General features: G+C 45.8%; 15 protein-coding genes and 1 tRNA gene. 14 read left to right on the forward strand and 2 right to left on the reverse strand.

Annotation, left to right across the window (positions count from 1 at the left end; all coding sequences use genetic code 11):
- Window positions 1-32: 32 nt before the first annotated feature.
- The 14 genes from U2P91_RS04105 (at window position 33) to U2P91_RS04170 (ending at window position 12,461) form a co-directional block, all read left to right on the forward strand.
- Window positions 33-620, forward strand: a complete 588-nt coding sequence (locus U2P91_RS04105) for an anthranilate synthase component II (protein ID WP_162624528.1) — start codon at window positions 33-35, stop codon at window positions 618-620.
- Entirely contained in the window at window positions 614-1,984 is a 1,371-nt protein-coding gene (gene pabB, locus U2P91_RS04110; RefSeq protein ID WP_322519099.1) for an aminodeoxychorismate synthase component I, read from the forward strand. Before U2P91_RS04105 ends, pabB begins: the two co-directional genes overlap by 7 nt.
- A gap of 23 nt (window positions 1,985-2,007) precedes the next feature.
- Complete coding sequence (locus U2P91_RS04115; RefSeq protein WP_322519100.1) at window positions 2,008-2,820, forward strand: aminotransferase class IV; 813 nt, start codon at window positions 2,008-2,010, stop codon at window positions 2,818-2,820.
- 176 nt (window positions 2,821-2,996) lie between these two features.
- Window positions 2,997-3,575, forward strand: a complete 579-nt coding sequence (locus tag U2P91_RS04120) for an HDIG domain-containing metalloprotein (protein ID WP_322519101.1) — start codon at window positions 2,997-2,999, stop codon at window positions 3,573-3,575.
- Window positions 3,538-4,899 (forward strand): CCA tRNA nucleotidyltransferase, encoded by a 1,362-nt coding sequence (locus U2P91_RS04125; RefSeq protein WP_322519102.1) that lies wholly within the window; start codon window positions 3,538-3,540, stop codon window positions 4,897-4,899. Before U2P91_RS04120 ends, U2P91_RS04125 begins: the two co-directional genes overlap by 38 nt.
- Window positions 4,893-5,675 (forward strand): TatD family hydrolase, encoded by a 783-nt coding sequence (locus tag U2P91_RS04130; RefSeq protein WP_322519103.1) that lies wholly within the window; start codon window positions 4,893-4,895, stop codon window positions 5,673-5,675. The genes U2P91_RS04125 and U2P91_RS04130 overlap by 7 nt, the downstream gene beginning before the upstream one ends.
- Window positions 5,676-5,768: 93 nt before the next feature.
- Window positions 5,769-5,843 (forward strand) — tRNA-Gln (locus U2P91_RS04135).
- A gap of 105 nt (window positions 5,844-5,948) precedes the next feature.
- Window positions 5,949-6,158 (forward strand): (Fe-S)-binding protein, encoded by a 210-nt coding sequence (locus tag U2P91_RS04140; protein ID WP_322519104.1) that lies wholly within the window; start codon window positions 5,949-5,951, stop codon window positions 6,156-6,158.
- Between the two features lie 175 nt (window positions 6,159-6,333).
- Window positions 6,334-7,020, forward strand: a complete 687-nt coding sequence (locus U2P91_RS04145; protein WP_322519105.1) for a 4'-phosphopantetheinyl transferase family protein — start codon at window positions 6,334-6,336, stop codon at window positions 7,018-7,020.
- Window positions 7,005-7,625 (forward strand): chromate transporter, encoded by a 621-nt coding sequence (locus tag U2P91_RS04150; protein ID WP_322519106.1) that lies wholly within the window; start codon window positions 7,005-7,007, stop codon window positions 7,623-7,625. Before U2P91_RS04145 ends, U2P91_RS04150 begins: the two co-directional genes overlap by 16 nt.
- Window positions 7,625-8,206: a chromate transporter gene (locus U2P91_RS04155; protein ID WP_322519107.1), complete on the forward strand. Its 582-nt coding sequence runs from the start codon at window positions 7,625-7,627 to the stop codon at window positions 8,204-8,206. Before U2P91_RS04150 ends, U2P91_RS04155 begins: the two co-directional genes overlap by 1 nt.
- A gap of 203 nt (window positions 8,207-8,409) precedes the next feature.
- Window positions 8,410-9,318 carry an FMN-binding protein gene (locus U2P91_RS04160; RefSeq protein WP_322519108.1) on the forward strand — a complete coding sequence of 303 codons (909 nt, stop codon included), beginning with the start codon at window positions 8,410-8,412 and terminating at the stop codon, window positions 9,316-9,318.
- Window positions 9,319-9,569: 251 nt separating this feature from the next.
- Entirely contained in the window at window positions 9,570-11,795 is a 2,226-nt protein-coding gene (locus tag U2P91_RS04165; protein ID WP_322519109.1) for a glucose PTS transporter subunit IIA, read from the forward strand.
- Window positions 11,796-11,957: 162 nt separating this feature from the next.
- Entirely contained in the window at window positions 11,958-12,461 is a 504-nt protein-coding gene (locus tag U2P91_RS04170) for a GNAT family N-acetyltransferase (RefSeq protein WP_111888881.1), read from the forward strand.
- A gap of 56 nt (window positions 12,462-12,517) precedes the next feature.
- Here U2P91_RS04170 and U2P91_RS04175 read toward each other — a convergent pair whose 3' ends face one another.
- Together U2P91_RS04175 and U2P91_RS04180 are read right to left on the reverse strand one after the other, a co-directional pair.
- The gene (locus U2P91_RS04175; RefSeq protein ID WP_322519110.1) at window positions 12,518-12,757 is read right to left on the reverse strand and encodes a 4Fe-4S binding protein; all 240 of its coding nucleotides are present in this window, start codon (window positions 12,755-12,757) and stop codon (window positions 12,518-12,520) included.
- Entirely contained in the window at window positions 12,723-14,723 is a 2,001-nt protein-coding gene (locus U2P91_RS04180; protein ID WP_322519111.1) for an aldehyde ferredoxin oxidoreductase family protein, read from the reverse strand. Before U2P91_RS04180 ends, U2P91_RS04175 begins: the two co-directional genes overlap by 35 nt.
- Between the last annotated feature and the right edge of the window lie 10 nt (window positions 14,724-14,733).

The following is a 14,733-nucleotide window of genomic DNA, read 5'->3' on the forward strand; positions in this document are numbered from 1 at the left end:
TACAAAATGACTAATACTAAGAGGTATAAAAATTGATTCTAATGATCGACAACTATGATTCTTTCACCTATAATTTGGTTCAGTATCTGGAAAAACTGAATGCAACGGTGATTGTAAAGAGAAATGATAAGATTACCCTGGACGAGATTGCCGCGATGGCACCGTCGATGATTGTCTTATCACCGGGGCCATGCACCCCCAACGAATCCGGGATCTGTCTGGATGTGGTGCACCGTTTTAAGGGTGAAATTCCGATCCTGGGTATTTGTCTGGGCCACCAGATCATCGGTCAGGCCTTTGGCTGTAAGATTAAAAAAGCTCTGGAACCGGTTCATGGCAAAGTCCATGCCATCTCCCATGACAATGCCGGCGTGTTTGATGGTCTTAATAATCCCCTGAAGGTGACGCGCTACCATTCTTTGGTGGTTGAAAATCAGGAAATACCGGATTTTTTTGAGATCACCGCCCGAACTGATCAAAATGAGATCATGGGTATGCGACATAAAGACTACCACATCGAAGGGGTTCAGTTTCATCCTGAAGCGATTCTTACCGAAATGGGGATGGAATTATTGGATAACTTTTATCAATCGACAAAAGAAAATGGTGTGCGATGTTAATACAAGAAATAAAAACCGACTTAAGCAGTTTTGAGTGCTATCTTTTGTTTAAAGATGAGCCCTATAGTTTCTTTTTAGACAGCGGCAGAGACCCGGACAGTCTGGGACGCTATTCATTTATCGGTGGGAACCCGTTTCTGGTCTTTAAAAGCAAAGCGGACGCCATTACCGTTAAAACCAAAACAGCGACGAAAACGCTTACGGGAGATCCTTTTGATGAACTGCAAAAGCTTTTAAAACAGTATAAAATGGATTATCCATCCCCGTTTCCTTTTTTAGGTGGGGCAGTGGGTTATTTTGGCTATGATCTCTGTCATCATCTGGAAGCATTTCCCCGCAGTGCCGTGGATGATGTGGGTATCCCCGATTGTTATATGGGTTTTTATGATGGGATAGTGATTATTGATCATAAAGAAGGTAAGACCTATGTGGCCGCCCTGGGAATCGAAGAAAATGAAGCGGATATCATCAGCCGGTTAGCCGCAAAATTTGTCGGCGATCCCAAAATTGCCATTCGTACAGACTTTAAAATTAATAAGAATGTTGAATTTCGGGGTAATTTCACCAAGCCGGAGTATATGAAGGCACTGGATGCAGTTCACGAATACATTTTAGCGGGAGATATTTACCAGACCAATCTGACTCAGCGCTTTAACGCTGATTTACAGCTTAGCCCACTGGAATTATACAGCGAACTCAGAAAAATTAACCCGGCTCCCTTTGCCAGTTACATTGATTTTGGAGAAGGACAGATTGTTTCCAGTTCCCCGGAGCGTTTTATTCTGGTTCAGGGTCGAAACATTGAAACCCGACCGATTAAAGGGACGATGCCCCGGGGCAAAACCGCTGCGGAAGATGCCGCTAATCGGGAGACTCTGGTTAACAGCGAAAAGGATAAAGCCGAACTGCTAATGATTGTCGATCTGGAGCGCAATGATCTGGGGAAAATTGCTAAAACCGGCACCGTTAAGGTTCCGGAATTGTTTAAGTTAGAAACTTATCAGACCGTTTTTCATCTGGTCTCAACCGTTACGGCCGAATTAAAGGATGACCTCGATGCCATCGATTGTGTCAAAGCCACTTTCCCCGGCGGTTCGATTACCGGGGCACCGAAGATCCGGGCGATGGAGATTATTGATGAACTGGAGCCCACCCAGCGAAACATTTATACCGGTTCGATCGGCTATATTGGTTTCAACGGGGATCTCGATCTTAATATTGTCATTCGGACGATTGTCTGCAAGGATGGGAAAGGTTATTTTCAGGTCGGCGGTGGAATCGTCTGGGATTCCGACAACCAGTCCGAATATCAAGAAACCTTCGACAAGGGCAGAGCTCTGATGGATGCACTGAAACGCTATTAATTAAACAGTTTAGGAGGAACCCAATGGACTACGCCAGTTATAACGGAGAAATTTCAAAAGAACCCCAGATTTCTCTGGATCAGGGCTTTCTTTATGGCTATGGGGTGTTTGAAACCATCAATGTAGCCCATGGAAAACCGGTTTTTTTCGCGGATCATATGGAGCGCTTTAAACAAAGTGCCCTGGTGATGGGCCTTAACTTGACCAGTCATCCCGATCAGATTAAGGCGGACTGTCTGAAGATCATAAAAAAAAATGAGATGAATCGGGGTGGGCTGCGGGTCACCCTCAGTAAGGGCTTAAAAGCAGACAACCTGCTAATCACCGCCCGGGAGAATCATTATGACCGCCAGATGTTTGCCCGGGGAGTAAAAATCTGTACCAATGATGCGGTACGCAATGAAACAGCCCGGCTGGTCACGATCAAGTCCAACAACTATCTGGAAAATCTGCTGATTTTAAATGAGGCCAAGGCCCGCGGTTTTTCCGAATCGATTTTTTATAACACCCGCGGTTATCTGGCCGAAGGCTGTATGACCAATCTCTTTTTGATTAAAAATAAAACCGTCTGTACCCCGGCAAGGGATTGCGGGCTGCTGGCCGGAATTATCAGAAACCGCGTAATCCAGTTGCTAAAAGCCAACCTCATCCCGATAGAAGAGGGTAATTATACCCGCGAGCAGTTGATCGATGCCGACGAGGTGTTTATCACCAACTCACTGATGGAAATCATGCCGGTGAATCAGGTCGATGAAGTGAACTATCGGATTGGGCCCGAAACCCTGAGCTATCGGATCGATGCACTATTTCAGCAAACCTGGGGATCAGGGTTTTAATAAGACGAGTTATTAAGAAACGAAAAGTTAAACACTCAGCCCTGCAACGGAAGTAAAAAAATCCGTGGCAGGGCTTTTTGTGAACGACAAAATCTTAATAATTTGAAACTGGCTTTGTCAGTAAATAGTAAACTGTGTTAAAATAAACGTAATTAAAAGAAGAACGAGGAGATAAAATGAACACACAATTAGATCGAGAAAAAGCATTGGCGTTATTGAAGGAATATAATGAAAGTGAATCTCTGGTTAATCACGGTTTGGCGGTGTCTGGAGTGATGGAGCATTTTGCCAAACTGGAAGGGGAAGATCCCGACTATTGGGGAATTGTCGGGCTGCTTCACGATCTGGATTATGAAAAATATCCGGATCAGCATTGTGTCAAGGTGGTCGAAATTCTGGAAGCCAACGATTATGAGAAAGCTTTTATCAACAGCGTGGTCAGCCATGGGTTTGGGATCTGTGCGGATGTGGAGCCGACTCATCAGATGGAAAAAATTCTCTATGCCACCGATGAACTGGCCGGACTGATCACCGCCTGTGCTTATATGCGGCCCTCCAAAAGTGTCAACGATCTGGAACTAAAATCAGTCAAAAAGAAATTCAAAACAGCCAGTTTTGCCGCCGGGGTCAATCGGGAGGTCGTCGCTAAAGGTGCGGAGATGGCCGGCTATTCGCTGGATGACTTGATGCAGGAAACGATTTTGGGAATGCGGGCCGTTGCCGACGACATCGGCCTGGGAAGTAATGAAGCTTAGTCTTCCGGTTCCGGTAGAAAAGGTCTTTAAAGGGCTGGAAAGCTGTGGATTCTGTGGATATCTGGTGGGCGGCTGTGTCCGGGATTATCTGCTTGATACCCCACCGACGGACTTTGATATGACCACTGACGCCACCCCGGATGAAATTATCTCTTGCTTTACCGGCCATCGGGTTTTAAAAACAGGCATTCGCCATGGTACTGTGACGATCATCCTTGATGGGATGGCCATCGAAATAACCACCCATCGGACCGAAGGCGATTATTCCGACAGCCGTCATCCGGATGCGGTGAAGTTCACCAAAAACCTGGCAGATGACCTGGCCAGGCGGGATTTTACCATCAATGCGATGGCCTATCATCCCCAAAAAGGTCTGATTGATCGCTATGGCGGAGCAGCGGACATCAAAAATAAAATCATCCGCGGAGTTGGTGATCCTCACAAAAGAATGGCCGAGGACGCCTTGCGCATGCTTCGAGGCCTGCGTTTTGCCGCGGTTTTGGGCTTTGACCTGGATGAGGAGACCCGTACCGCCATCCGGCAGAATTGTGGACAACTTGCCAATATTTCAGCAGAGCGGATTGCCGCTGAGCTGAATAAACTGATCTGTGGCAAAAACGCCAAAACGATCATCCTGGAAGAAACGACGGTGTTGGGGGTGGTGATCCCCGAGCTGCTGCCAGCTAAAAATTTTGATCAACAGAATCCGCACCACTGCTATGATGTGCTGACCCATACGGCGGTGGCAATGGAAACGCTGGCGCCGGTACCGCGGCTGCGGTGGGCGATGTTGTTTCACGACCTGGGGAAACCGCAGACCTTTACCCTGGACGCTGCCGGAGTGGGCCATTTTAAAGGCCACAGTAAGTGCTCTGAAGCGATCGCCCGGGAGCGCTTAACAGCCTTGCGGATGAGTAATGTAACCATTGATCAGGTCTGTGCGTTAGTGAAATACCACGGCACCATCATTGAAGAAGATAAAAAAAGTGTCAAGCGTTGGCTAAACCGTCTCTCAGAGCCATTGCTTCGGGATCTGATTGCGATTAAGCGGGGGGATAACCTGGCTAAGGCGTCAAAGCACCATGACCGGTTGGAGTCACTACAAAGACTGGAAGCGCTGCTTGATCAGGTGATTGCCGAAAAGGCCTGTTTTTCGCTAAAAGATCTGGCTGTCAACGGTCATGATCTAATGGGCCTGGGAATCAAAAACGGTGAGGAAATCGGCCGGATTCTCAACCTGCTGCTGGCTGGCGTCATCGATGAAGTCTATGAAAACGAAAAAGATAGTTTAATAAAAAAAGCAAAGGAGATGCGAACATGTTAATTGACAGCCATGCCCATATCGACGACCAAAAATTTAATGAGGACCGGGAAGCGGTACTAAAAAACGCCCAGGACGCCGGGGTTGAGCTTATTGTCAATCCCGGGGCCGACGAGGCTTCAAGTTTCCGGGCCGTAGCAATGAGTGAAAAATACCCGATGGTTTATGCTACGGTGGGGATTCACCCTCATGATGCCAAGGATTACATTACCTCAAAACACGATGCGCTGCTAAAAGAATGGGCAAAAAAGGAAAAGGTCGTGGCGATCGGTGAAATCGGTCTGGATTACCACTATGACTATTCCCCCCGGGATATCCAGCAGGAGGTGTTTATCCGCCAGTTGGTGATTGCCAAAGAAGTGAAGCTGCCAATTGTGATCCATAACCGGGAATCGATGGAAGACATGGTCAGGATTTTAAAGGAGTACTTTGCGCCAGCGTATGGCGGGATTATGCATAGCTATAGCGGTTCGGTGGAAATGGCTAAAATCTTTCTCGACATGGGTTTTTATTTGTCGATCTCCGGGCCGCTAACCTTTAGCAATGCCCGAAAACTGCCGGAAGTGGTTGCGATGATGCCCTTAGAGCGATTACTCATTGAAACGGATAGTCCGTATCTGACGCCCACACCTCATCGCGGCAAACGAAACGAGCCGGCCTATGTGCATTTCGTGGCCGCCGAAATTGCCCGGATCCGGGGGATCACAGTAGAAGAGGTGGGAGAGATCACCACCCAGAATGCAAAAAGAGTGTTTGGTATTGGTGAGAATATAAAGTAAAAATAAAATGCAAATCCTTTATTCATTTTCCTTGACAATCGTAATGAATTCAGATAAAATGTTTAGCGTACCTTCGGGACAGAAAATGAATAAAGGGGTATAGCCAAGCGGTAAGGCAATGGACTCTGACTCCATCATTCGCAGGTTCAAATCCTGCTACCTCTGCCAAAAGAAATTTAGCCTGCTCTTTAAGATCACTTAAAAAGCAGGTTTTGTTATATCTGTTAATATTGAGATGTCAATTAGCAACAAGTGAAAAAACAGGAGAAAACCATGAGAGATCAAAAAATTAGCGTTTTTGATATTTACGAATATTTGCCCCATACCAATTGTAAAAACTGCGGTGAAAATAACTGCATGGCCTTTGCCGAAAAATTATTGCAAGGGAAAAAAACCTTGGGTGGGTGCTCAGCAATCCGAGAAGTGATCTATGAAAAAAACCGCAGCGAGATTCAGGCATTAATGGATACGAATAGGGACTAAAGAGCAGATAGACAATGACCCATTGTTTGCCTGCTCTTATCTTTTTTAGTATAATGTAAAAAGGGTGTTTTAAAAAACACGTAAACGAAGTAAACTGATTAAAAGACGCCTGTTGTACGCCATAAATTGGCAAAGTATGAATCAGGTCAGCAATGGAGTCAGCAATGGAGAAAAAATGGAATCGACTATAACCCGAATTTTTATCGCGGATGTTCACATCTTGAATGATCCCCGTCGATTAGCAGTAGTGATCAAAGCGGTTTCAAAGCAGCGGCGAGAAAAGGCCGAACGGCTTAAAACACCAGATGCCAAAGCGCTTGCGGTGGGAGCTGAAATGCTGCTAAAAAAAGCGGTGGAGCAGGTCTATGGCATTTACGAACCGCTTGAGATAAAAGTCGGAGCAGATGGCAAACCACTGCTCACGGATTATCCGGAGATCTTTTTTAACCTGTCCCATTCCGGCCATTATGTGGTCTGCGGTCTGGGAGCCCGGCCAGTGGGGGTGGATATTCAAAAAATAGGGCGCCCGAATTTAAAACTGGCGCGACGTTTTTTTGCCCCATCAGAGGCGGACTGGCTCTTTTCGTTACCGGAAAAAAAACAGACACGGGCTTTTTATGATCTTTGGGCCCTTAAAGAAGCCTATATGAAGTACACTGGAAAGGGATTTAAACTGCCGATGCATGCGTTTCAGATTGACTGCCAGAAGGAAGAGTCAATCAATTCTGAGATGGCCATTCTTACAGACGAAAAAAGAATGCCGGTGGTGATTAAAAATTATCCTATTTTGGAAAACTATGTTTTATGGGCTGTTAGTGAACCCAGCGATTTTCAGGAAAAAATAGAATGGATCAGCTTATAGGGAGAGATGCTTTGAAAGAAAAGAATGATTACCAGGAAAAACTTTTAACCGTATTTATGACCTTTCTAAAAATCGGGTTATTTACTTTTGGGGGTGGCTATGCCATGATCCCGCTGATAGAATATGAAACCGTGGAACGGCATCACTGGATTGAAAGCGAGGATATCCTGGATATTTTTGCCATTGCTGAGGCAACCCCAGGGGTCATTGCCGTCAATACGGCGACCTTTGTGGGCTATAAGGTAGCAGGCTTTTGGGGTTCGCTGCTGGCCACCCTGGGGGTGGTGATTCCTTCACTGACGATTATCAGTCTCATTGCCCTGTTTTTCCAGGAGTTTCAAAGCCTGGAATGGGTCGGTTATGCCTTTCAGGGAATTCGGGCCGGGGTTATTGTTTTAATCCTGGGAGCTGTGGTTAAAATGGGTAAAAAGGGAGAATACACACCACTAACGGTGCTGATATTAATGCTGGCTTTTGGGCTGGCTTCATTTACCAACATCAATGTCATTTATCTATTGCTGGGCGGTGCTGTGACGGGGCTGGCTTATCAGATTTGGCTGAATAAAAAAAATTCAAACGGGGAAAATAGCGGGGAGGATAAATAATGTATCTGGATCTATTTATCACTTTTTTCAAAATCGGTTTATTCACCATTGGCGGCGGTTACGCCATGATACCGCTGATTCAGCAGGAAGTGGTGGCCCACGGGTGGTTGACCCTGTTGGAACTGACGGATTTTATTGCCGTGGCAGAGTCCACCCCCGGGCCCTTTGCGGTGAATATCGCGACCTTTGTGGGCATGGAAATGGGCGGGCTTCCGGGAGCTCTGATCACAACCACCGCTGTGGTTCTACCTTCGTTTATCATCATCCTTTTTATCGCTAAGGCATTTACTAATTTTCAGCAGAATAAATGGGTTCAGGGTGCTCTTTATGGGATGCGGCCAGTCGTGATTGGTTTGATTGCCGCGGCAGTTTGGCTGCTCATGTCCACCGGATTCATTGGTAAGGGGTCTGAGATCCACTCAATAGGTGATTTTTTTTCCGCCCTCCAATATCTGGAAATTATTATTTTTGTGATTGGCAGCTTTGTTTATTTCCGCTTTAAACTACATCCGATAAAACTAATACTGATCTCAGCCGGTCTGGGGATGGTGTTTTTCGGGGTATTGCCGATGTTTTATTAAGGAGTGGGATCTATTGTTTTTCAGTAGGTCTTATTTTTTTTTGAAAAAAAATTAATAAATTGATTTCTTTTTAGGAATCAGCTAAAGTAAAAATTAAACAGGTTACTTCGTCACATGATCATCACAAAAATGCGTTAAACTAATTTAAATGACACAAAGTTGTCATAATCATCAGTTATGATAAGGAAAAAGGAGGGATTGCGATGACTATTATCATTAACGTGTTAACTGCCTGGTTAAGTGTCATTTTTGCATTTTTACTTACGATCATCTATTTACTACGAATAATCAATAAGGGTAAAAGAAAAAATAAATTTATCGCCAGAATTAACCGAAATCTGAGAAATTCACATAAAACAATGGGAATCGCTTTTGTGATCTCGGCCTGTATTCATGGGTTCTTTTCCTCAGGAACCATTTTATCATTTAATTTTGGAACCCTGTGCATGCTGATGGGGGTGCTTTTGGGGTTAACCTATATGCTGAGAAAACTATTACCGGGAAAGTGTACCTGGATCAAACCCCATCGCTGGCTAACTGCGGTGTTGATTGTGTTCCTGGGTATCCACCTATGGGAAGTGGGCGGAATCATGGGTCCGGAGTTCTTTTTTAAATGTTCATTGAGGGAAGTGGAGACTTCGGTGGCAAAATTGTATGGAACCGAAACGGTATCGGCAACAGCCGCGAAGGATCAAACCGATCCCGTAACGGCGGAAAATGCCAGCACCGCCCCACCTGAAAGCTCATCAACGATGACGACGGATACAGCAGTAACCGATACGGTGCTAACCAAGGCCAATCTGTTTTTAGGCAGTGTTGATTTGAAGGATGGTACTTATACTGGCGTGGCAGAAGGTTACGGACCGGAGCTGACGGTGTGTGTGACAGTCGCTGAAAATGTGATTACTGATGTTTTAGTGGTCTCCCACAATGAAAATAATGTAAAGTATTATGGCAAGGCCATTGATGCAGTACCGGCAGCGATTGTTGCTGCGCAGACTCCGCTAGTTGATACGATTTCAGGAGCAACCTATACCTCAAACGGCATTATGCAGGCTGTTATCAATGCCTTGGAACCGGCGGTGATTTCCGGAACATTACCCAGTCTGTAAAATTCTGGTAACGATGCGGTATGATGGCCTTGACAAAAGGTGAAATCAGGATACCATTTTTAAATAGTTGAAAATATTTAAAAATGATGTGACTGAAACGATTAGACACCCAACCCTTTAAATTTGCCTGTGAGTTAAGTCTAAAGGGTCGGGTGTCTTTTTTGTAAAAAAACTTCTTAGATATTTTCAAAGAAATGGGGTAATACTATTATGAAGAATAAATAATTAAATAGAGAAAGAGGCGATTATTGATGAAAGATAAGATTTTTGGTGTTTTACAGCGGGTGGGACGTTCTTTTATGTTACCCATTGCTTTGCTGCCGGTGGCTGGACTTCTTTTAGGGATCGGTGGATCATTTACTAATGAGACCATGCTTGAATCCTACAATCTAATAGGGGTGATGGGCCCGGGAACCATTGTAAATGACATCTTAAGTATCATGCTTGCTGCCGGTAATATTATCTTTGCGAATCTGCCCATTATCTTTGCCATGGGTGTAGCCATTGGGATGGCTAAACAGGAAAAAGCGGTGGCAGCACTGGCTGGCGTAATTGGATTTTTCGTTATGCATGCGGTAATCGCTGCGCTTATTAAGATTACCGGAACCTATACACCGGAAACCTTGCTGATTGCCAATAATCTGGGGCAAATCGCTGCTGAGAGCAGCGGCAGTGCGTTTGTCCCGATTATAGCGAACAAGATGTTGCCAAGCGGTTCAATTTCCGATATTGTGGGAATAACATCTTTGCAAATGGGTGTATTTGGTGGGATTTTAGTGGGGCTGGTCACTTCGGCTCTACATAACCGGTTTTATAAGGTTGAGTTTCCGCCAGTGGTATCATTTTTCGGAGGGACACGTTTTGTACCCATTATTACGGCCATTGTCTTTTTATTTATTGGTGGGATCATGTTCTTTTTCTGGCCGTTTATTCAAAATGGCATTTATGCCATCGGTGGTTTGGTCATTGCATCCGGGTATTTCGGCACCTTCATCTATGGCTTTATCGAACGGGCATTAATTCCCTTTGGTCTGCATCATGTTTTTTATCTTCCTTTCTGGCAAACCGGATTGGGGGGATCAATGGTTGTGGATGGCGTTTTGGTCGAGGGAGCCCAAAACATTTTCTTTGCCCAATTGGCCAGTCCTGATGTCACCCACTTTTCAGTGGAAGCCACACGCTTCATGTCGGGGAAATTCCCGTTTATGATTTTTGGCTTACCTGGGGCTGCATTGGCCATGTATAAATGCGCCAAAACCAACAAACAAAAAGCGGTCGGTGGACTATTGATATCGGCGGCACTAACGGCGATGATCACGGGGATTACCGAACCGATTGAATTTACATTTTTATTTGTTGCACCATTTTTATATGTCATCCATAGTGTCTTTGCCGGCCTGTCCTATATGTTTATGCATATTTTGAATGTTGGGGTTGGGATGACCTTCTCAGGCGGGATTATCGATCTCGCTCTATTTGGTATTCTCCAGGGAAATGCCAAGACCAACTGGCTGTACATTGTTTTGGTGGGGGTTGGTTACGTTATTCTCTATTACTTTTTATTTAAGATTTTAATCAATAAATTTAATCTAAAAACGCCCGGTCGAGAAGAAGAAGACGAAGAAACGAAGCTCTATACCCGGGCAGATTATGAAAAAGGTAAAAATAAGGGTAACGATCAGAACGTGGAATCCAGTGATCCCGGATCGGCAATGATTGTCAACGGGTTAGGTGGGAAGTCAAACATCAGTGATCTGGATTCATGCGCAACCCGGCTTCGGGTGACGGTATTGGATGGGAAAAAGGTTGATGAAAGAATCCTGAAGCTTTCTGGAGCGCTGGGCGTTATCCAGCAAGGAAATGGAATTCAGGTTATTTATGGACCCAAGGTCACGGTGATTAAATCCAAGTTGGATGAGTATCTTGAGCGTTCAGAAAGTGATCAGGAAACGATGATCCCAGTGGTTGAAAAATTACCGGCCAAAGAAGAACTAACTGAAACGAAAGACAATAAAGCTAAACCCCTGGAAATTTTTGCAGCACCTGTTGATGGTGATTTGCAGAGTATTACCGAAGCACCGGATGAGGCCTTCAGCAACAAAATGGTGGGGGATGGGATTGTGATATTCCCCACGGGTGACACCATCAACGCCCCTTGCGATGCCGAGGTTACCATGGTGTTCCCAACCAACCATGCTATTGGGCTGACCAGTCTAAATGGTACCGAAATCCTTATTCATGTGGGGATTGATACGGTAAAACTGGACGGAAAGGGGTTTGAAGTTTTGGTGAAAACAGGCGATCAGGTTAAAAAAGGCGATCTCTTGATGAAGGTGGACATGAACTATCTTGCTGATCATGCTCCTTCAACCGCCATACCGATTGTTGTGACTAATTTAACTGAAGATCAAAAGATAAAAGTGATTAAGAGTGGTGCCATTAAAAGCAGTGAGGATGCCTTTGCCATTGAATCCTGAAACAGTTAAATCAACGGCTGCCAGCGAATATACGCGAAATAGTGGGCAGTCTATTACGAAATAAAGTCTGTCAATCTGTATGTTGCAGTCAGACCAAAGAACGGCATCCGCCAGGGATCTGGCCTGACATAACATAACTTATTCTACACAGGAGGAAGAAAGATGAAATTTGAATTAAGAGATTGGAAACTGGATGATGCAGAAAACTTAGTGCGCTATGCCAATAACCCCAAAGTTGCCTGCTTTTTAAGGAATGCTTTCCCATCACCCTACACATTGGACGATGCCCATATGTTCATTGACCAGTGTATGCACCGTGATCAGACAAAACAGTCGATCAAAGCCATTGTCATAGACAATGAGCCCATCGGTTCGGTGGGATTGATGCTTCAGGACGATGTCAGCTGTAAGACGGCCGAGATGGGGTACTGGCTGGGTGAACCATTCTGGGGAAAGGGGATTATGACAAAGGCAATAATCCAAACCTGCGAAAATGGATTCGCTAATTTTGATATTTTTAGAATTTATAGCAGACCCTTTGTGGATAATATTGGTTCCCGGAAGGCCCTTGAAAAGGCCGGCTTTAAGTTAGAAGGAATTTGCAAGAAGGCCATCTTCAAAAACGGAAAAATAACCGACTACTGTATGTATGCCTTGATTAAATGAAATAAAATGTAAAAAAAGATGCTGGATGATGTAAAATCAATCAGCATCTTTTTTAGTTACGTCATCCGGATCGCTTCTACCGGGCAGGCTTTGGCGCAGCGGGTGCAGCCGGTGCAGCGATAGTATTCATCGAGCACCGGGTAGGCTTTCTGGTAGCTGTCGATATCGGTTTTACGCAGGGCGATGCAGCTTAAGGGGCAATCACCGGAGCAGATACCGCAGGCCATACAACGCTCATAATCGAAGACGGGTTTTTTCTTATCAGCCATGGGTGAAGTCCTCCATTTCCAGATCACAGAAGCCCAGATCCTCTAGGGCAGTTTTGGTGGGGATACCGGTTTTTTTGTCCCAGCCCATAAATTGATAGTGAACACCCATCATCTCATCGATATCAAAATGTTTCCCTTTCAGGGGGCCAGCGGCTAAGGGCGGGTTGCCGCTGAGCCGTTCATTCATTTTAAAATCTCGGGGATTGATCCCTTCCCGGACATTAAAGGCCTGACGCAGGGTTTGCATCCGTAGACCGATGGTCATGTATTCGTTGGGGGTTTTCTGCCAGCCGGTGGCAGCGTTGAGGTAGTCAAAAATCTTAAAGTGATTCAGTCCGCTGACCAGGGCAAAAAAACAGCCGCCGGAGCCATCAAGAATCTGTTTGATACAGGCATTGAGCATTGATTTCAGGCCAACTTGAGTGGTCGCTTCATATTCATCGTTTTTATCTTCGCCTAGTTTTACTTTGGGGGCCCAGGTCACATCCTCCCAAATTCGCATGTAGGTGTAATAACTGCCGGCGCCAATGGTGTGGCGGCCGGGAGTTGGGTCGCAGCTATAGTGGATGCCGAGGATCGGATCCATCCGGGGGTCATGCATGCCCGGTTCCTGTCCACCGGCGTGGATCGCCAGGGGTGCGGATTCAATACCCAGGATTTCGCTGGCTTTTTTAACACCGTGTTGGAGAATGGCGCCAAAGCCAACTCCGGCAATCATTTGTTCAACCAGGGTGATGATAGCTGGGGCATTGCCCCAGGTGAGATCCAGTCCACCAGTAACTTCCTGACTTAACCAGCCTCTTTCGTAACATTCCATGGCAAAGGCGATGGTATTTCCCGCTGAAATACTGTCCATTCCGCCCCGGTTGAGGAGTTCGTTGATCATAAAAAGGGAATCCCGGTCCTGATTCAAAAGCAGTGAACCAAAGGCCGCCACAGTTTCGTACTCCGGTTTATGGGTATGGAGAAAACGGCCTTTTGAGATCCCACTGATATCACAGACCCCACCGCAACCAATCACGCAGGAATAACAGTGATACTTCTTTATTTCATGCTTTTGGATGTGGTCAGGATTCAGATGACGATACTTACGATAGGGAAAATCGGCCACCGAACCCTTCCAGTTTTTGACCGGGGTATCGCCCATGGTCATCCCCATGGTGTTGGTAAAGCCAGTGCCCCATTTTTTGATGATGGCCGTGGATAACATGCCATCGATGGGGATGGCCTTATCGGTAGCGACCATCGATTTTCCCATGATCGGCAAAATCGCCCCGGTGGCTATTGCGGGAAGATTGGAAGCCTTGACTTTTTTGGCATAATCCTGACTGATGGCTTTGATAGCCTCAGAGTCTTGGGAACGAATCATTTTTGAACCGGCCAAAACCACAGCTTTTAGTTTTTTTGATCCCATCACGGTGCCGACTCCAGATCGTGCGGCCATCCGGCCGCCGTCGTTGGAAATTCCAGCGATTAGCGACTGGTGCTCACCCGCCGGCCCGATGGTTGCGATCGCCAGCTTTTTGTTAGCAGTGATTTTCTGATTAATAGCGGCTTCGGTTGCCACCGTGTCCAGACCCCAGAGATCAGCGGCATCCAGGAGCTGTGGGCCGGTATTATCGATAAAGAGCATTTTGGGTGTTTGAGCCTGACCCTTAAAAAAGATGCCGTCATAACCGCTTTGCTTGATCGCCGGAGAAAAGGTACCGCCGCAATTGGCGTCACCGAAACCACCGGTGAGGGGTGATTTGCAGACGGCCAGCCAGCGTCCGGTCATAAAACTGCCGGTGCCGGTGAGGAGGCCGCTGATAAAACCGAGGATATTATCAGGCCCCAGGGGATCGGCTCCTTGGGGAAGATATTTGTATAGGATGTAGGCACCCAGGCCGACACCGGAAAGAAAATGTTCGTAAATCATATCAGGGATTTTAATTTCGTCAAAGGTGGCATCCGAAAGATCCACCATCAATATTTTTCCACAATAGCCTTTCAAAAAAATTACC

The organism is Acetobacterium sp. K1/6 (assembly GCF_034438075.1).
GTDB classification, from domain to species: domain Bacteria; phylum Bacillota; class Clostridia; order Eubacteriales; family Eubacteriaceae; genus Acetobacterium; species Acetobacterium carbinolicum.